The 16,972-nt window shown below is 69.5% G+C and carries 17 protein-coding genes and 1 tRNA gene; 12 read left to right on the top strand and 6 right to left on the bottom strand.

Annotated features, from left to right (window positions below; all coding sequences use genetic code 11):
* Positions 1–21: 21 nt before the first annotated feature.
* From LVQ62_RS02405 to LVQ62_RS02390, 4 genes are all read right to left on the bottom strand, one after another.
* Positions 22–630, bottom strand: coding sequence for an LUD domain-containing protein (locus LVQ62_RS02405; protein ID WP_233764319.1), 609 nt, complete (start codon positions 628–630; stop codon positions 22–24).
* Complete coding sequence (locus LVQ62_RS02400; protein ID WP_179478377.1) at positions 630–2,102, bottom strand: lactate utilization protein B; 1,473 nt, start codon at positions 2,100–2,102, stop codon at positions 630–632. Before LVQ62_RS02400 ends, LVQ62_RS02405 begins: the two co-directional genes overlap by 1 nt.
* Complete coding sequence (locus LVQ62_RS02395) at positions 2,099–2,836, bottom strand: (Fe-S)-binding protein (RefSeq protein WP_233764316.1); 738 nt, start codon at positions 2,834–2,836, stop codon at positions 2,099–2,101. Before LVQ62_RS02395 ends, LVQ62_RS02400 begins: the two co-directional genes overlap by 4 nt.
* Positions 2,837–2,970: 134 nt before the next feature.
* Positions 2,971–4,827: an acyl-CoA dehydrogenase gene (locus LVQ62_RS02390; protein ID WP_233764315.1), complete on the bottom strand. Its 1,857-nt coding sequence runs from the start codon at positions 4,825–4,827 to the stop codon at positions 2,971–2,973.
* Positions 4,828–4,966: 139 nt separating this feature from the next.
* Between LVQ62_RS02390 and LVQ62_RS02385 the strand changes: the two genes are divergently transcribed.
* The 4 genes from LVQ62_RS02385 to LVQ62_RS02370 all read left to right on the top strand — a co-directional run bounded on the left by LVQ62_RS02385 (position 4,967) and on the right by LVQ62_RS02370 (position 8,124).
* Positions 4,967–6,019 carry a P1 family peptidase gene (locus tag LVQ62_RS02385; protein ID WP_233764314.1) on the top strand — a complete coding sequence of 351 codons (1,053 nt, stop codon included), beginning with the start codon at positions 4,967–4,969 and terminating at the stop codon, positions 6,017–6,019.
* Positions 6,020–6,023: 4 nt separating this feature from the next.
* Positions 6,024–6,968 carry a divalent cation tolerance protein CutA gene (cutA, locus tag LVQ62_RS02380; protein ID WP_233764312.1) on the top strand — a complete coding sequence of 315 codons (945 nt, stop codon included), beginning with the start codon at positions 6,024–6,026 and terminating at the stop codon, positions 6,966–6,968.
* Positions 6,968–7,480, top strand: coding sequence for a Fur family transcriptional regulator (locus LVQ62_RS02375; protein WP_233767619.1), 513 nt, complete (start codon positions 6,968–6,970; stop codon positions 7,478–7,480). The genes cutA and LVQ62_RS02375 overlap by 1 nt, the downstream gene beginning before the upstream one ends.
* A gap of 113 nt (positions 7,481–7,593) precedes the next feature.
* Positions 7,594–8,124, top strand: a complete 531-nt coding sequence (locus LVQ62_RS02370; RefSeq protein ID WP_233764311.1) for a YbhB/YbcL family Raf kinase inhibitor-like protein — start codon at positions 7,594–7,596, stop codon at positions 8,122–8,124.
* Positions 8,125–8,176: 52 nt separating this feature from the next.
* On the opposite strand, the gene LVQ62_RS02365 is transcribed toward LVQ62_RS02370, so the two are convergent.
* Positions 8,177–8,250, bottom strand: a tRNA-Gly gene (locus tag LVQ62_RS02365).
* Positions 8,251–8,357: 107 nt separating this feature from the next.
* Complete coding sequence (locus LVQ62_RS02360) at positions 8,358–8,735, bottom strand: DUF4352 domain-containing protein (RefSeq protein WP_233764310.1); 378 nt, start codon at positions 8,733–8,735, stop codon at positions 8,358–8,360.
* Here LVQ62_RS02360 and LVQ62_RS02355 point away from each other — a divergent pair.
* From LVQ62_RS02355 to LVQ62_RS02320, 8 genes are all read left to right on the top strand, one after another.
* Positions 8,722–9,078 carry a hypothetical protein gene (locus tag LVQ62_RS02355; RefSeq protein ID WP_233764309.1) on the top strand — a complete coding sequence of 119 codons (357 nt, stop codon included), beginning with the start codon at positions 8,722–8,724 and terminating at the stop codon, positions 9,076–9,078. The two genes, LVQ62_RS02360 and LVQ62_RS02355, sit on opposite strands and share 14 nt — an antisense overlap.
* 228 nt (positions 9,079–9,306) lie before the next feature.
* Positions 9,307–10,614, top strand: coding sequence for a sensor histidine kinase (locus tag LVQ62_RS02350; protein WP_233764308.1), 1,308 nt, complete (start codon positions 9,307–9,309; stop codon positions 10,612–10,614).
* Positions 10,611–11,312, top strand: a complete 702-nt coding sequence (locus LVQ62_RS02345; protein ID WP_233764307.1) for a response regulator transcription factor — start codon at positions 10,611–10,613, stop codon at positions 11,310–11,312. The genes LVQ62_RS02350 and LVQ62_RS02345 overlap by 4 nt, the downstream gene beginning before the upstream one ends.
* Positions 11,313–11,356: 44 nt before the next feature.
* The gene (gene dcd / locus LVQ62_RS02340; protein ID WP_233764306.1) at positions 11,357–11,932 is read left to right on the top strand and encodes a dCTP deaminase; all 576 of its coding nucleotides are present in this window, start codon (positions 11,357–11,359) and stop codon (positions 11,930–11,932) included.
* Positions 11,933–12,592, top strand: coding sequence for a S9 family peptidase (locus tag LVQ62_RS02335; protein ID WP_233764304.1), 660 nt, complete (start codon positions 11,933–11,935; stop codon positions 12,590–12,592). It begins immediately after the preceding gene.
* A 30-nt stretch (positions 12,593–12,622) separates the two neighbouring features.
* Positions 12,623–13,270 (top strand): TetR/AcrR family transcriptional regulator, encoded by a 648-nt coding sequence (locus LVQ62_RS02330; RefSeq protein ID WP_233764302.1) that lies wholly within the window; start codon positions 12,623–12,625, stop codon positions 13,268–13,270.
* Between the two features lie 3 nt (positions 13,271–13,273).
* Complete coding sequence (locus LVQ62_RS02325; RefSeq protein ID WP_233764300.1) at positions 13,274–15,013, top strand: ABC transporter ATP-binding protein; 1,740 nt, start codon at positions 13,274–13,276, stop codon at positions 15,011–15,013.
* A gap of 23 nt (positions 15,014–15,036) precedes the next feature.
* The gene (locus tag LVQ62_RS02320) at positions 15,037–16,971 is read left to right on the top strand and encodes an ABC transporter ATP-binding protein (RefSeq protein ID WP_233767617.1); all 1,935 of its coding nucleotides are present in this window, start codon (positions 15,037–15,039) and stop codon (positions 16,969–16,971) included.
* Position 16,972: the final 1 nt, after the last annotated feature.

Here is a 16,972-nt window from a genome sequence, read left to right as displayed (position 1 = left end):
CCCTCCGCTCGACGGGAAGGGTCAGGCGGACGCGACGAGCAGCACGTCGAGGGTGCGCGGACCGTGCACCCCTTCGACACGCTGCAGCTCGATGTCGCTGGTGGCGCTCGGCCCGCTGATCCAGGTCTGCGGACGGGTCGCGTCCAATGCCGCGACGGCATCCGGGACAGCCGCGACCACCTGGTCCTCGCGCACGACCACCAGGTGGTAGTCGGGCACCAGGGTGAGCACGCGCGGACCCTGCCCGGGGCCGGCATCCAGCACGATGGTGCCCGTCTGCTCGATGCCGAGGCTGCAGGTGGTGAGCACCGCCGAGATCCGATCCAGCTCTTCGACGCTCACGGGTTCGTCTGCAGTCCGCACCGTCGGCACCCACTCCGTCGGAAACCCTTGCGGTACGACGATTTCCGTGATCGAGCGCGCCCGCAGGATGTTGGACAGGCGCTCCTGCACGACGGACGCGCCACACCGGTGCACTGTCGCGCGGTAATCGGCGACTCGCTCGGCGAAGACGTCGACGTCCGCCAGCCGCGAGCCGGCCCGGTGATAGTCGCGAACGACGGGTGGCGCGGCGGGGCGGTCCGCCAGCGCCGTCCGCACCCGCTGCAGGATCGTCTCGCGCGCGTTCATCACGCGTCCTCCTCCGGCGCTGCGGGCGGGACGTCGCTGCCTTCCCTCACCCACCAGTCGCGCAACGTCTCGCGGGGCATCTGCGGCAGGTCGCGTGAGCGCGCCCAGGACGACAGCGGTGGCGGAAGCGCCGGCATCCGCCGGGCGACCCGGCCCAGCGACAGGCTTCGCAGTGCCGCGGTCCACCGACGCCGTGAAGTCATCGTCCACGCCGCAGCGGTCATCGAAGCAGCCTCGGCGGTGGGCACCCGGTGCTCCTCGCGCTTGGCCGCGACGACCTCGGCGCGCAGGTGCACCAGCATCGTGGGGATGTCGATGGCCACCGGGCACACGTCGTAGCAGGCTCCGCACAGCGACGACGCGAACGGCAGCGACGGGTTGTCCTTCACCCCGGTCAGCTGGGGCGAGAGCACCGCCCCGATCGGGCCGGGATAGACCGATCCGTACGCGTGCCCGCCGGCGCGCTCGTAGACCGGGCAGACGTTGAGGCAGGCCGAGCAGCGAATGCAGCGCAGCGCCGACCGGCCGTGCGGATCCGCCAGTGTGGCGGTGCGCCCGTTGTCGAGCAGGACGACGTGGAAGTCCTGTCCTTCGGTGGCACCGGTCCACATCGACGTGTACGGGTTCATCCGCTCACCGGTCGAGGACCGGGGCAGCAGTTGCAGGAACACCTCGAGATCGCGCCACGTCGGCACCAGCTTCTCGATGCCCATCACCGTGATCAGCGTGCGCGGCAGCGTGAGGCACATCCGCCCGTTGCCCTCGGACTCGAGCACACAGAGCGTGCCGGTCTCGGCGACGCCGAAATTCGCTCCGCTGATCGCCACCTTGGCGGACAGGAACCTGCGTCGCAGGTACAGCCGGGCAGCCCCCGCCAGCGCCTCCGGGTCGTTCGTCAGACCCGGGTCGACGTCGTCCATGTGGTCGCGGAAGATATCGCGGATCTCGCTACGGTTGCGATGGATCGCAGGCACCAGGATGTGGCTGGGCCGATCGTCGCCGAGCTGCACGATGAGCTCGGCGAGGTCGGTCTCGGTGGCGGTGATGCCCGCCGTCGCCAGCGCCTCGTTGAGGCCGATCTCCTCGGTCGCCATCGACTTCACCTTGACCACGTCGGTCTCGCCGGTGGCCTGGATCAGCCGGGTCACGATGGCGTTGGCCTCGTCGCCGTCCCGCGCCCAGTGCACCGTGCCGCCGCGCTCGGTGACCGCGGCCTCGAAACGCTCGAGGTGGTCGGGGAGCTCGGCGAGGGTCGCGTCCTTGATGGCGGCCCCGGCCGCGCGCAGCTGCTCCCAGTCGTCGAGCTCGGCCACGACACCGGCGCGCTTCTCGCGGATGGTCGTGGTCGCTACCCGCAGGTTGTGCCGCTGCTGGCTGTCCGCCAGGCCGGTACGCGCCGCGTCGGGGAAGGACTCCCCGGTGCGCAGGTGCACGGTCGGCGATGCGGTCGGCATACCGAGGAACGTCGTCATCGCGCATCCTTGGTCGAGGCGAGGATCTGCGCCAGGTGGACGGTCTCGGTGCCGACGTCGAGGCGCGACATGCCGCCCCCGATGTGCATGAGGCAGGACGCGTCGGTGGCGGCGCACATCTGCGCGCCGGTGGACTGGATCGCGCGCATCTTGTCGGCGAGCATCGCGGTCGACGTCTCGGAGTTCTTCAGCGCGAAGGTGCCACCGAAGCCGCAGCACGTCTGCGCCTGAGGCAGCTCCACCAGGTCGATCCCGTCGACGGCGCGCAGCAGGCGCAGCGGCCGGTCGCCGACGCGCAGTATCCGCAGCGAGTGGCACGTCGGGTGGTAGGTCACCCGGTGCGGGTAGCTCGCGCCGACATCGGTCACCCCCAGCACGTCGACGAGCAGCTCGGACAGCTCGTAGCTGCGGGCGGCGACGGCCTCGACCCGCTCCACCAAAGCGTCGTCACCGAATTGCCTTGCCACCTGTGCGTGTTGGTGACGTATGGCGCCGGCACAACTCCCGCTGGGGGTGACGATCGCGTCGTACGGCTCGAAGGTGTCGGCGTACCGCCGAACCAGCGGCAGGGCCTCGCGCGGGTAGCCGGTGTTGACGTGCATCTGCCCGCAGCAGGTCTGCTCCATCGGGAAGACCACCTCGTGGCCGAGCCTGCGCAGGACGGTCACCGTCGCCTTGCCCACCTCGGGGAAGAGCCCGTCGACCAGGCAGGTGGCGAACAAGGCGATGCGCACGGGTTCCTCCTGCTGACGGTCCGACCGGTCCCGTCACCGAACGTACCCCCAGCGACCAACGGAGGGGTCCGACACCGATCGGAGGGGGCACGTCCCCTCCGTCCGACGCCGGACCCCTCCGCTCGACGGGTCGATCAGAACGCGGCTTCGGGCAACTCCACGAGCGCGTTGTCGGTGGCCTCGACGACGGCGCGGTCGGCGGCGAGCCGGGGCAGCACCGTCGTGGTGAAGAAGTGCGCGGCCGCGACCTTGCCCTGGTAGAACGCCTGGTCCTTGCCGGCATCCCCCGCGTCGAGCCGGGCCTGCGCGACCTCGGCCTGCCGCACGAGCAGCCAGCCGATCGTCAGGTCGCCGGCAGCGAGCAGCAGGCGGGTGGTGTTCTGGCCCACGGTGTACGCCGCCTGCGGCTCTCCCTGGATCGCCTTCATCGCGGTCATGCCCATGTGCTCGACCATGCCCTGCACGTTGTCGACCGCCTGGCCCAGGAGCTCGCGCTCGCGGCCGAGTGTGTCGTCGCCGGCCCCGCCCTTCACGGTCTGCAGGATCTGCTCGGCCAGCGCACCGAGCGCGGCGAACTGGTCCTTGACGATCTTGCGGAAGAAGAAGTCCAGGCCCTGGATCGCGGTGGTGCCCTCGTAGAGCGTGTCGATCTTCGCGTCGCGCACGTACTGCTCGACCGGGTAGTCCTGCAGGAAGCCGGACCCGCCGAACGTCTGCAGCGACTCGGTGCCGAGCAGCGTCCACGCGCGCTCGGAGCCGACACCCTTGACGATCGGCAGCAGCAGGTCGTTGAGCTTGCTGGCCATGATCGCGGGGGAGCTCTCGTCGAACTCCTCCGATCCGGTGCGCAGCACCTCCTGGTCGACGATGTCCTGCTGGGTGGCCGCGAAGATCACCAGCGCGCGCAGGCCCTCGGCGTAGGACTTCTGGAGCATCAGCGAGCGGCGTACGTCGGGGTGGTGGGTGATGGTGACGCGCGGCGCGTCCTTGGCGCCGTCGGTCATGTCGGCGCCCTGCACGCGCGCCTTGGCGTACTCCAGCGCGTTCAGGTAACCCGTCGACAGGGTGGCGATCGCCTTGGTGCCGACCAGCATCCGTGCGTGCTCGATGACGCGGAACATCTGCGCGATGCCGTTGTGCACGTCGCCGAGCAGGGTGCCGACGGCCGGCTCCTTGTCCCCGAAGGTGACCTCGCAGGTCGTGGAGACCTTGATGCCCATCTTGTGCTCGACGTTGGTGACGTAGGCGCCGTTGCGCTCGCCGAGCTCGCCGGTGGCGAGGTCGACGTGGTACTTCGGCACCACGAAGAGCGACAGGCCCTTGGTGCCGGCGCCCGCTCCCTCGGGGCGGGCGAGCACGAAGTGCAGGATGTTCGAGGACATGTCGTGCTCGGCGGAGGTGATGAAGCGCTTCACGCCGGTGATGTGCCAGGTGCCGTCGGCCTGCTGGACCGCCTTGGCGCGGCCCGCGCCCACGTCGGAGCCGGCGTCCGGCTCGGTCAGCACCATCGTGCCGCCCCAGTGGTTCTCGACCATGTACTCGGCCAGCTTCTTCTGCTCGTCGGTGCCGAGCATGTAGAGGATCTTGGCGAAGGAGTAGCCCGCGGCGTACATGAAGACGGCCGGGTTGGCGCCGAGCACCAGCTCGCCGAGCGCCCACTTCAGGGACGGGGGTACGACGGTGCCGCCCAGCTCGGCCGGTACGTCGACGCCCCAGAAGCCGGACGCCTGGTAGGCGGCGTAGCTCTTCTTGAAGCTCTCGGGGATCTTCACCGAGTTGGTCTCGAGGTCGAAGACCGGCGGGTTGCGGTCGCTGTCGACCAACGACGCCGCGAGGTCGCCCTCGGCGAGCGTCGCCATCTCCGACAGCATCGCCTTGGCGGTGTCGGTGTCGACGTCCTCGTAGGGGCCCGAGCCGAGCACCTCACCCCGGCCGAACACCTCGAAGAGGTTGAACTCCAGGTCTCGCACGTTGCTCTTGTAGTGGCTCATCGGCCGGCTCCTCACATGATGGCGCTCGGGTGTTTACTCGTCAGTAACATATTGTGCTACCGACGAGTAGCGCTATGCAAGCTCCTCGGCATCGCAGCAGGTCAGCGCCGCGATCCCGGCCGCGTGCGACGATGCCGCGATGACTCTCACACCCGGCCCGACGAACTCGCTCGGCGACGTCGCCGGCGTCCGGGTGGGCCACCACCAACGCGTCGGTGACGGGTGGCTGACCGGTACGACGTGCGTCCTCGCCCCACCGGACGGCGCCACGGGTGGCGTGGACATCCGCGGCGGTGCGCCCGGCACCCGGGAGACCGACCTGCTCGACCCGCGCAACGTCATCGAGCAGGTGCACGCCGTCGTCCTCTCGGGCGGGTCGGCGTTCGGGCTGGCGGCGGCGACCGGCGTGATGGACGCCCTCGCGGAGGACGGCGTCGGTTTCCGGATCGGCGAGCCCGACCAGGTCGTGCCGATCGTGCCGGCGGCCGTCGTCTTCGACCTGCTGCGCGGCGGCGACTACCGGGCACGTCCGGACGCCGGGTTCGGGCGGGCGGCGTACGCCGATGCCCTGGCCGGACGCGCGACCGCCTTTTCGGGGTGTGTCGGCGCCGGCACCGGAGCGCGCATCGGCGGTCTCAAGGGCGGCATCGGCTCGGCCAGCCAGCTCCTGCCCGGCGGGGGTGTCGTCGCGGCACTGGTGGTGGCCAACGCGTTCGGCTCCGCCGTCGATCAGGCCACCGGGGAGCTGTACGCCGCTCGCTTCGGTCTGCCCGGTGAGTTCGACGGGCTGGATCCCCACCCCGCACCGAGCGACGCCGAGTCCGGCAACGCGCCCAGATGGCCCGGTGCGGACGACGTCCGCCCCGGGAGGGCCACCACCCTCGTCGTCATCGCGACCGATCTCTCGCTGACCAAGGCCCAGTGCCAGAAGACCGCCGGCATCGGACACGACGGCCTGGCCCGAGCGGTTCGTCCGGTGCACACGATGCTCGACGGCGACTCGATCTTCGCGCTCGCGACCGGTCAGCGCGCGGCGCCCGACGCGGTGGCGTACCACCAGCTGCTGGAGGGGGCTGCCGACTGCGCGACGCGGGCGGTCGGCCACGCAGTGCTGGCCGCGGACACCACGGCCGGCATGCGGTCCTATTGCGATGTGCACTGCGCTGCGACCCAGGAGGATGCGCGAGGATGACGGGGTGACATCGCCGTTCGTGCAGGTGCAGACGACGGTCGCCGATCAGACCGAGGCGACCCTGATCGCCGATGCCGTGGTCGGAGAGCGACTCGCCGCGTGCGTGCAGCAGATCCCGGGCGTCGGCTCCACCTACCTGTGGGACGGGCGGGTGCAGCACGCGACCGAGGTGCTGCTCATCATGAAGACCACCGCTGCGGCGTTCGAGACGCTGGCGGCGCGGGTGCGCGCGCTGCACTCCTACGACGTCCCGCAGATCGTGGCCCTGCCGCTGGAGAAGGTCGACCCGGACTACGCCGAGTGGTTGCGCGCCGCGGTCGACGACCGCCCGACGTCGCACCTGGAGATCGAGCGCAAGTTCTCCTTGGCGAACGCGACGCTCCCGCCGGATCCGGCCGACTGGCCAGGCGTCGGCACCGTTGCGGGCGAGCGCCGATTCCATCTGGTGGCAACGTATTTCGACACCGTCGACGTGGCCCTCGCCTCGCGCGGGATCACCATGCGCCGCCGGGTCGGCGGCACCGACGCGGGGTGGCACTTGAAGCTGCCACGCAGCGAGGACGCCCGCGAGGAGATCTGGCTGCCGTTGGACGCCACGAAGGACGACACGACGGTGCCCGCCGTGTTCACGGCACACCTGACCGAGGTGCTGGGAGAGCGGGTGGCGCAGCCGGTCTGCGTGGTCGAGACCCGGCGTACCGAATGGGACCTGCGGGCCGGCGGCCTGCACCTCGCGACGACCTGCGACGACTACGTGACGACCCACAACCTCATCGACGCCGGCCTGGACCGGGAGTGGCACGAGATGGAGGTGGAGCTCGTGCAGGGCGACACCGATTTCCTGGAGGACGTCACGGCCTACCTTGAGGCGCACGGCGTGCACCAGGCGAGCATCGCGTCCAAACTGCGAGCGGCGATGGGCGACCTGATGGACCGGACGTCCTCGTGATGCGCGAATCGGCGGCGGTCAGTGGTGCGGTGGAGCGACTGCGGGAGTCCGGGGAGCGGGTCACGCCGGCTCGTCGCGCGGTGCTGGAGGTGCTCGACGAGAGTCGCGACCATCTCGACGCGGAGACGGTGGCGGCCCGTGTCGACGCCCGGGAGCCGGGGGTGCACCGCGCGACCGTCTACCGCTCGCTGCAGTCGCTGGTGACGCTCGGGGTCGTGGCGCACACCCACGTACCGGGCGGCCCGACGATCTATCACCTGACGGCGTCGACCCGCGCCGACGGCGAGCAGGGCGAGCACGGCCACCCCGGCCGTCACGGCCACGCGCATCTGCAGTGCACCAGGTGCCTGCGGTTCTTCGACATGCCCGCCGCCTGGCTCGATCAGGTGCGCGAGAAGACCCTCGACGCAATGGGTTTCGAGATCGCGCCGGATCATGCCGCGCTGCTCGGCGTGTGCGCGAGCTGTCGGCAGTCCAGTGAGCCGCACGAGGGCGGGACGCACGTCCACTGAGTCGCTAGTGCAGTGAGTCGGAAATGGAGCAGGTGCGGATGCAGGCGAAGTGGCTGGTCGGGCGCGGACCGACTGTCCAGAAACTTTGCACGCACCGCACTACTGTCGCGGGTATGCCGAGTCTCGAACGCCCCGTGTCCCCCAATCCGTACGAACTGCTCCCGTCGGTGCCGTCGTTCACCGTCACGAGCGACGACGTCACCGAAGGGCAGCCGCTGAAGGCCGACCAGGTCGCGGCCTCGGGCGACAGCTCACCCCAGCTGTCCTGGTCCGGTGCCCCCGAGGGCACCAAGTCGTTCGTGGTCACCTGCTTCGACCCGGACGCGCCCACCCCGTCCGGCTTCTGGCACTGGGTGCTCGTGGACCTCCCTGCGTCCGTGACGTCCCTGGACGCCGGTGCCGGCGCCGAGGGCGGATCGACGCCCGGATCGTCGTTCCACGTGCGCAACGACGGCGGAACGCTCGCGTTCACCGGCGCCGCGCCGCCCGAGGGAGACATGCCGCACCGCTACTACTTCGTGGTGCACGCCGTCGGCGAGGACAGCCTCGGCGTGGACGACTCCGTGTCGCCCGCCGTGGTGTCCTTCAATCTCGCCTTCAAGACCCTGGCGCGCGCGATCGTGATGGGCACCTACCAGGCCTGAGCATGACGAAAGGCCCGCCCGAGATACGTTCTCGGGCGGGCCTTTTCGCGTCTGGAGCGAGTGACGAGAATCGAACTCGCGTATTCAGCTTGGGAAGCTGATGTTCTACCATTGAACTACACTCGCGCGGCCCCAGACGATACACGTCGGCGGCCACCGGCCCGTTCAGGGCCCTCCCACGAACACCCCCTGGGGCGCCTCGCGGCGCCCCGCCCGTGACCTTCGCGCGACTCTCACCGCAGCGACACTGTCGCGCCGTCGGAGAAGAACCACGTGTCGTGCAACTCGATCGACACCGGTGTCGCACCGACGGGCATGTCGAAGGCGAAGACACCGTGCGTGCTGTTGCCCGGGTTGATCTGGGAGAAGAGCACCTGGTTGCCGGTGATGTAGAGGTCGGCGGTGCTGTCGGCCTTGAACGTGCGGCCCTGGGAGTCCTTCACCTCCTGGTCGGAGTCGGACAGCGTCTGGGAGTCCTTGCCCAGGTTGGTGACCGTGACGGATACGAGCACGTACCGGCCCTGCGCCTTCTGACCCAGGTACTGGTCACCCACGCTGGACACGCCGGTGCGGACCTTGGTCACGACGAACTGCAGCTTGCCGTCCTTCACGGGGGTGTTGAGGCCCGGTGACTTCGTGGTCGCGCTGCTCTTCTTCGCCGAGGACTTCGGGGAGCTGGACGAACTCGAACTCGATGCGAAGGCCGACGACTCCGCACTGGTGGCAGAGGACGACGCGGCGGTGCCGGTCGCCGAGGGATCCGACGCCGAGCTCGACCCGCCTCCGTTCGCGACACCGGCGATGGTCCCGATCACGACCACCGCGCCGATGACGGTGATCACCTTGTGGCGCACGAACCAGTTGCGTTTCGCGTTCGGGGGCGGTGGCGGCGCGGGCGGGTTCCAGCTTCCGGGTGGTCCGCCCTGGCCCCCCTGCCCTCCCTGGCCGGGGTAGCCCGATCGGCCTGCGCCCGAACGGTCGTCGTGCGGCGGTGGGTAGTTCTGCGACATGGTGGTCTCCCCTGTGGAGTCGGTGACTGGATGACGCCAGTCCACTGCCGGCAGGGGGCACCGCACATCGCCCGACCGGGCACGACCCACCAGCCGATCGGGTGACTGGTCCGCGCGAAGACCATCCGATCGGTTGGCCACAGGTGTCGGCGGCGCCACCTAGATTGAGCGCGTGATCGCATCGGGGGAGTCCATGTCGTGGTGGCGCGCCCGACTGCGCTGGAGCGTGCTGCGCACCACCCTCGTCATCATCACTGCGCTCGGTTTAGGCGCACTTTCTCTGTCGGCGACCGGGGCGCGGCGCGTGGGCAGCACGCAGCAGGGGGTCACGCCTCCGATGAGCAACCTCGAAGCGATCGCCTTCTTGATCGACCTGGTGTTGCTGGTGCTCTTCGTGTGGCGCCGCCGGTGGCCCGTGCCGCTGACCCTCGCCGCCTGCGTGGCGACCATCGTGTTGCCGCTCGACGGATTCCTGCCGGTGGTCGGGCTGGTCTCGGTGCTCGTGCTGGTGCGCGACTGGCGGGTGCCGGTCGCCGCGCTCGCGGTGAGCGCAGCCGAGGTGGTCTGGGTCGTGCGCGACACACAGGGTCGGTATCCGGTCCAGTCCTTCTGGCGGAGCATCTTCACCTACCCACCGGGTCGCGAATTCCCCTGGTGGGTAGCGCTTATCATCGCGCTGGTGCTGGTGGCCGTCTCGATCGCCACCGCCGTCGGCATCACCGCGCGGCGGCAGCTCGACGCGGCCACCGAGACCGGCAACGCCTCTCAGCTCAAGCTGGACATCCTCGGCACCGAAGTCGCCCGGCAGGCCGAACGCGAGCGCATCGCACGAGAGGTGCACGACGTGCTCGGCCACCGCCTCTCCCTGCTCTCCCTGCACGCAGGTGCCCTCGAGGTGTCGGCGGGCAGCGACCCGCGAATGGCGCAGAGCGCGGCACTCGTGCGCGAGGGCGCCCAGCAGTCGATGGCCGATCTGCGTTCGTTGCTCAACGTGCTGCGGACACCCGACGCTCCGGACGTCACCCGGCAGGTACGCACGGTCGCCGACCTGCCGACGCTGGTCACCGAGTCCCTGGATGCCGGCAACCCGGTGCTCTCCTCGATCTTCGTGGACCAGGCGGCCACCCTCGATCCGCACATCAGCCACAGCGCCTACCGCATCGTGCAGGAGCTGCTCACCAACGCGCGTCGGCACGCGCCGGGCACACCCGTCCGGCTGGAGGTCCGCGGTGGTCCGCAGACCGGCGTCGAGGTCGTGACCACCAACTGGTGCCGCCAGCACCCGCCACGGGCTCTGGTCGTCGGCAACGGGCTGACCGGCATCCGCGAACGCGTCGAGCAGTACGGCGGTCAGTTCCGGGCGGTCATCGATCCGCAGGGTGCCTTCCGGGTGGCCCTGCTGCTGCCCTGGACGTGGTCCGGCGAGCGAACGGACGCCCGGTCGGCGACCCGTGCTCCCACCTCGGAGCGAAGCGCATGACCGCGAGTGACCGGGCTGTGACCTACGTGCCGCCGACACCCGACGGCCGGCACGTACGCGTGCTGCTGGTCGACGACGACCCCCTCGTCTGTCAGGGGTTGCAGATGATCCTGGAGGTGTCGGGGGACATCGACGTGATCGGTGTCGTGCACGACGGCGACCAGGCCGTCGCCGCGATCCAGCGGTGGACCCCGGACCTGGTCATGCTCGACGTCCGGATGCCCCGACTGGACGGGATCGGTGCCTGCGCGGCGATCCAGCAGCTGCCCTCCCCGCCGCCGGTCATCATGCTGACCACCTTCGATCTGGACGACGTCGTGGTGCGCTCGGTGCGTGCGGGTGCGGCGGGGTTCCTCCTGAAGACGGCCTCGCCGACCCAGATCGTCACCGCGGTGCGCGACGTGGACGCCGGCCGCGGAGCCCTGTCGGCGGCCAGCGTGCGTGCGGTGTTCGGCGAGCTGTCCGCGCCGGCGGCCCACGACCGGGAGGTCGCCCGGACCGCGTTCGCGCAGCTGACCGAGCGTGAGGCCGCCGTCGCCCGGCTGGTGGCGCGCGAGCTCAGCAACGCCGAGATCGCCCGGGAGCTCTACCTCAGCGATGCCACCGTCAAGAGCCACCTGTCCAGCGCCCAACTCAAGTTGGGGGTGCGCAACCGGGTGGGCGTCGCCGTCCTGGCGACGCTCGCTGCGGCCCGATGACCGTAGGCCGGCTCGTCGGCGCCGGGCACGGGTAGCCTCACCCCGTGCTCCTTTCAGACCGCGACATCCGCGCCCAGATCGACGCGGGACGGGTCCAGCTCGACCCCTACGACGCCGCGATGATGCAGCCGTCCAGCATCGACATCCGGATGGATCGCTTCTTCCGGCTCTTCGACAACCACAAGTACCCCTTCATCGACCCGGCCGCCGACCAGGAGGACCTGACCCGGCTGGTGGAGGTGGAGTCCGGTGAGCCCTTCGTGCTCCACCCGGGCGAGTTCGTGCTCGGGTCGACGTACGAGCGGGTCACCCTGCCCGACGACATCGCCGCACGGGTGGAGGGCAAGTCCAGCCTCGGACGGCTCGGCCTGCTGACCCACGCCACGGCCGGTTTCGTCGACCCCGGCTTCAACGGCCACGTGACGCTGGAGCTGTCAAACGTCGCCACGCTTCCGATCAAGCTGTGGCCGGGCATGAAGATCGGCCAGCTCTGCTTCTTCCAGCTGTCCTCGCCGGCCGAGAATCCTTACGGCAGCGCGAAGTACGGGTCGCACTACCAGGGCCAGCGGGGCCCCACCGCCAGCCGTTCCTTCAGCAACTTCCACCGCACGCAGGTCTAGGTGGCGCGGACCGAGGTCGGACCCGAGCACGAGGGTGCGCAGCCGCACCTGGTCCTGCCTGCCGGGCGGCGTGCGCAGGGTGTGGTGCTCGCGCTGCACGGCGGTGCGCCACGCAGCACGGTCGCCACGCCGACGTTCGACCCCGGCTACCTGCGGCTGGTGCTCGCTGCCCGGTCCATCACCACCCGCAGCCGCGGGAGGATCGCAGTCGCATTGTTGCGCAACGCGGTTCGTGGATGGAACGGCGCCACGGGGTCACCGGTGCTCGACGCCGACTGGGCTCTCGACCGCGTGGTGGCGACCTACCCCGGTCTCCCGATCGGGTTGCTCGGGCATTCGCTCGGCGGGCGGACCGCGTTCGCCCTGGTGCACCGTCCCGAGGTCCGCAGCCTGGTCGCACTTGCTCCCTGGATGTCCGACGCGTACGACGCGCACGACTTCCTCGGCACGCCCACGCTGATCGTGCACGGCAAGATCGACACGATGACCGACGCCGATGCGTCGCAGGACCTCGTACGCCGTATCCGAAGCTTGGGGGGCGACGCGCGGTTCGAGTCGGTACCCGGATCGCACCCGCTGCTGTGGCGGTCGGGGCGAATCCACGCGATGGCCCGCTCCTTCTTCTCGACGACTCTGGGGGAGCGCAACAAGGGGGTGTGAGTGAGCGCTCACTCATGCTACGGTCACCAGGTGACCAATGCAGCACGCGCGCACCGCGCGCCGGCCATGAAGCCGGCCGAGCGGCGTGAGGCCATCGTCGTCGCGACGGTGGGAGCGATCCGGGAGTGCGAGACGATGCCGACGACCCGGCAGATCGCCCACGCCGCGGGCGTTGCGGAGGGCACCATCTTCCGGGTGTTCGACACCAAGGACGACCTGCGCACCGCGGTGCTGCAGCGCACCTTCGACCCGGCCCCGCTCTTCGAGAAGCTCGCGCAGATCGACGCCGCACAGCCGCTGCGCCAGATCCTGATCGACATCGTCGACCTGCTGCACGAGCGACTCACGAGCACGTTCACAGTGATGCGGGCACTCGGACTCGGCGCCCCGCCCACGGAAGCGGTCGGCACCTCGGCGGAGAAGATCCGCGCGGACACCGCCGGACTGCTGCGGCGCCTCCTGGCGCCTCACCAGTCCGAACTCACCATGCCTGTGGAGGAGTTCGGGCACATCGTGCGCCTGCTCGCGTTCGCTGGCAGCCATCACGAGATCGCGCACGGGCGGACGCTGACGGCCGAGCAGACGGTGGACGTGCTGCTCTACGGCGCACTCGTGCGCACACAGTGTGCCCCGTCGGAAGCGGTTCCGGCACACCTCGAGCTCCAGGAAAGGACCTGATCGATGCTTCTCGGTCTCCTGCGCCGCCATCTGCGGCCGTTCCTCGGCCTGCTGGGTGCCCTCGCCGCCGCACAGCTGGCGAGCGTCGTCTGCCAGCTGTATCTGCCGAGCCTGAACGCCGACATCCTGGACAAGGGCGTCGCCCGCGGCGACACCACCTACATCTGGCATCTCGGTGGATGGATGCTGGCGATCACCGTGGTCCAAGTTGGCGCGGCGATCACCGCCGCGTTCTTCGGGTCCACGATCGCCATGTCGTTCGGCCGCGACGTACGAGGCGCGATCTTCGCCCAGGTCTCACGGTTCTCCGCGCGCGAGGTCAACCAGTTCGGTGCTCCCACCCTGATCACCCGCAACACCAACGACGTGCAACAGGTGCAGCTGGTGGTGTTGATGGCGTGCACGCTGATGGTGTCGGCGCCCATCATGATGGTCGGCGGCATCTTCATGGCGTTGCGCGAGGATGCTCCGCTGGCGCCCCTGATGGTGGCCGCCATGGTGGTCCTCGGCATCGCGGTCGGGCTGATCGTGCGCCGGATGATCCCGGGGTTCCGGCTGATGCAGAAGCGCGTCGACGGGGTCAACCGCGTGATGCGAGAACACCTCTCGGGAGTTCGGGTCATCCGGGCCTTCGTGCGGGAGCCGTACGAGAAGGAGCGCTTCGCTGTCGCGAACGATGAGCTGACGCAGGCCTCCATCCGCGTCGGCCGGCTGATGGCCGCACTGTTCCCGACCGTGTTCATGGTGATGAACGTGTCGACGGTCGGCGTGTGGTGGTTCGGCGGGCACCAGGTCGACGCGGGCACGATCCAGATCGGCTCGCTCACCGCGTACATGACCTATCTGATCCAGATCCTGATGTCGGTGATGATGGCGACCTTCATGGTCATGATGGTGCCGCGGGCGGCGGTCGCCGCGGAGCGGATCGAGGGGGTGCTGCGGACAGAACCGTCCGTGCACCCGCCCGCTCACGTGGTCGAGCCGGAGCAGATCCGCGGCGTGGTGCGCTTCGAGGACGTCGAAATGCAGTATCCGGGCGCCGACAAGCCGGTGCTCTGCGGCGTCGATCTCGTGGCCCACCCGGGTCAGACCGTCGCGATCATCGGCTCGACCGGCTCTGGCAAGTCCACTCTGATCTCCCTGGTGGCGCGGTTGTTCGACACCACCCACGGCACGGTGAGTATCGACGGCGTCGACGTGCGCGACATGGACCCCGACAAGCTGTGGGGACACCTCGGCATCGTGCCGCAGCGGCCCTATCTCTTCAGCGGGACCGTGGCCTCCAACATGCGCTACGGCAACCCCGACGCCACCGACGAGCAGATCTGGGACGCGCTCGCCATCGGCCAGGCCACCGGCTTCGTCCGTGGGCTCGACGGGCAGCTCGAGGCGCCGGTGAACCAGGGCGGCACCAACCTGTCCGGTGGTCAGCGCCAACGACTGTGCATCGCGCGGGCGCTGGTCGCGCATCCGCCGATCTACCTGTTCGACGACGCGTTCTCCGCGCTCGATCTGGCCACGGACCGCCGGCTGCGCACCGCGCTCGCGCCGCACGTGCGCGACGCCACGGTCTTCGTCGTGGCACAGCGAATCTCCACGATCGCCGATGCCGATCAGATCGTGGTGCTGGACGGTGGACGAATGGTGGGGATCGGCACCCACGAGGAGCTGGCGCAGAACTGCCCGACCTACCAGGAGATCGTCGAGTCGCAGCGAGCCGAGAAAGTGGGGAGCGTCGCGTGAGCACACAGCCGAAGGACGCACCGATGCGTCGGCCGCGGGGACCGTCCATGGGAGTGGGCGCCGGGGAGAAGACGCAGGACTTCACCGGGTCGGGTCGCCGCCTGCTCGGACTCCTCAGACCCGAGCGCCGCACCATGTATCTCGTCCTGGTGCTCACCGTCTGCACCGTCACCCTCAGCGTGATCGGACCGCGGATCCTCGGGAAGGCCGTGGACGCGATCAACTCCGGCGCCATCGCGCGGCACCTGCCGGCGGGGTCGAGCAAGGCGGCCGTGGTGGCGGGCCTGCGGGCGAGGGGCCAGTCGACGTACGCCGACATGATCGAGCGACTGCACCTGGTGCCGGGCGTGGGCATCGACTTCGGACACGTGGCACGCATCCTGCTGCTGGTCCTCGCGTGCTACCTGGTGTCGGCGGGCACCCAGCTGATCCAGGCGCGGCTGCTGAACCGGGCCATCCAGCTCACGATGAACCGGCTGCGTCACGACGTCGAGGACAAGGTTGGCCGGGTGCCGTTGCGGCACCTGGACGGTCAACCGCGCGGGGAGCTGCTCTCACGGGTCACCAACGACATCGACAACATCGGCCAGTCGATGCAGCAGACGCTCAGCCAACTGCTGGTCAACGGGCTCACCATCATCGGCGTGATCGTGATGATGCTGACCATCTCGTGGTGGCTCACGCTCATCGCGATGATCGCGATCCCGTTGGTGCTGCTCGTGACCCGCCAGGTGATGAAGCGCTCGCAACGCTTCTTCGTGGCGCAGTGGAAGCACACCGGCGAGCTGAACGGGCAGATCGAGGAGACCTACAGCGGGCACGAGCTGGTCAAGGTCTTCGGGCGGACCCCGCAGGTGCGCGCGCGTTTCGATGAGAAGAACGGCGAACTGATGCGGGTGAGCCAGCGGGCTCAGTTCGTGAGCAGCCTGGTCATGCCGATCATGATGTTCGTGGGCAACCTGCAGTACGTCGTGGTGTGCGTGCTCGGCGGACTGCGCGTCGCGTCCGGGACGATGACGCTCGGTGAGGTCACGGCGTTCGTGCAGTACACCCGCCAGTTCACCCAACCGCTCACCCAGTTGGCGTCGATGGTCAACCTGATGCAGTCGGGGGTGGCCAGTGCGGAGCGGGTCTTCGAGGTGCTGGACGCACCCGAGGAGACCGACGATGGGTCGGCTTCGCTGGGCACCACCCAGGGCCGAGTCGAGTTCGACGACGTGTCGTTCGGGTACGAGCCCCCGCGGCCGCTCATCGAGCACCTGTCGCTGCAGGTCACCCCGGGCAGCACGGTCGCGATCGTCGGCCCGACCGGTGCGGGCAAGACCACCCTCGTCAACCTGGTCATGCGGTTCTACGAGTTGACCTCCGGGCGCATCCTGCTGGACGACGTCGACATCGCGACGGTCCCGCGAGCGGAGCTGCGTTCCCGGATCGGCATGGTGCTGCAGGACACCTGGCTCTTTCACGGCACCATCTGGGACAACATCGCGTACGGCCGGCTCGGTGCGAGCGATGAGGAGATCCTGGCGGCGGCGCAGGCGACGTTCGTGGACCGTTTCGCCCGCGCGCTGCCGGACGGCTACGACACGGTCATCGACGAGGAGGCTTCGAACCTGTCCTCCGGCGAGCGGCAGCTGATCACCATCGCACGGGCATTCCTGGCCGATCCGGCGTTGCTGATCCTGGACGAAGCGACCTCCTCGGTGGACACCCGCACCGAGGTGATGCTGCAGCAGGCCATGGCGGCGCTCCGCTCCGAGCGCACGAGTTTCGTGATCGCCCACCGTCTCTCGACCATCCGGGACGCTGACACCATCCTGGTGATGGAGCACGGCGCGATCGTGGAGCAGGGCAGCCACGATGAGCTGATGAAGGCGCAGGGCGCCTACTACCGGCTCTACATGTCGCAGTTCGAGGGCGCGGTCACCGAGCAGGAGAGCGAGCCGGCCGGCGTGTGAG

The sequence above is a fragment of the Allobranchiibius sp. GilTou73 genome (genome assembly GCF_021391335.1).
GTDB lineage: Bacteria > Actinomycetota > Actinomycetes > Actinomycetales > Dermatophilaceae > Allobranchiibius > Allobranchiibius huperziae.
Note: the sequence above shows the minus strand (reverse complement) of the source record. Positions and strands in the feature narration are given on the sequence as shown.

What these genes read in the sequence shown, in the direction of transcription:
- LVQ62_RS02405 (WP_233764319.1), bottom strand. Translation starts at nt 630, where the DNA reads ATGAACGCGCGCGAGACGATCCTGCAGCGGGTGCGGACGGCGCTGGCG.
- LVQ62_RS02400 (WP_179478377.1), bottom strand. Translation starts at nt 2,102, where the DNA reads ATGACGACGTTCCTCGGTATGCCGACCGCATCGCCGACCGTGCACCTG.
- LVQ62_RS02390 (WP_233764315.1), bottom strand. Translation starts at nt 4,827, where the DNA reads ATGAGCCACTACAAGAGCAACGTGCGAGACCTGGAGTTCAACCTCTTC.
- LVQ62_RS02385 (WP_233764314.1), top strand. Translation starts at nt 4,967, where the DNA reads ATGACTCTCACACCCGGCCCGACGAACTCGCTCGGCGACGTCGCCGGC.
- LVQ62_RS02375 (WP_233767619.1), top strand. Translation starts at nt 6,968, where the DNA reads ATGCGCGAATCGGCGGCGGTCAGTGGTGCGGTGGAGCGACTGCGGGAG.
- LVQ62_RS02370 (WP_233764311.1), top strand. Translation starts at nt 7,594, where the DNA reads ATGCCGAGTCTCGAACGCCCCGTGTCCCCCAATCCGTACGAACTGCTC.
- LVQ62_RS02345 (WP_233764307.1), top strand. Translation starts at nt 10,611, where the DNA reads ATGACCGCGAGTGACCGGGCTGTGACCTACGTGCCGCCGACACCCGAC.
- LVQ62_RS02325 (WP_233764300.1), top strand. Translation starts at nt 13,274, where the DNA reads ATGCTTCTCGGTCTCCTGCGCCGCCATCTGCGGCCGTTCCTCGGCCTG.
- LVQ62_RS02320 (WP_233767617.1), top strand. Translation starts at nt 15,037, where the DNA reads ATGCGTCGGCCGCGGGGACCGTCCATGGGAGTGGGCGCCGGGGAGAAG.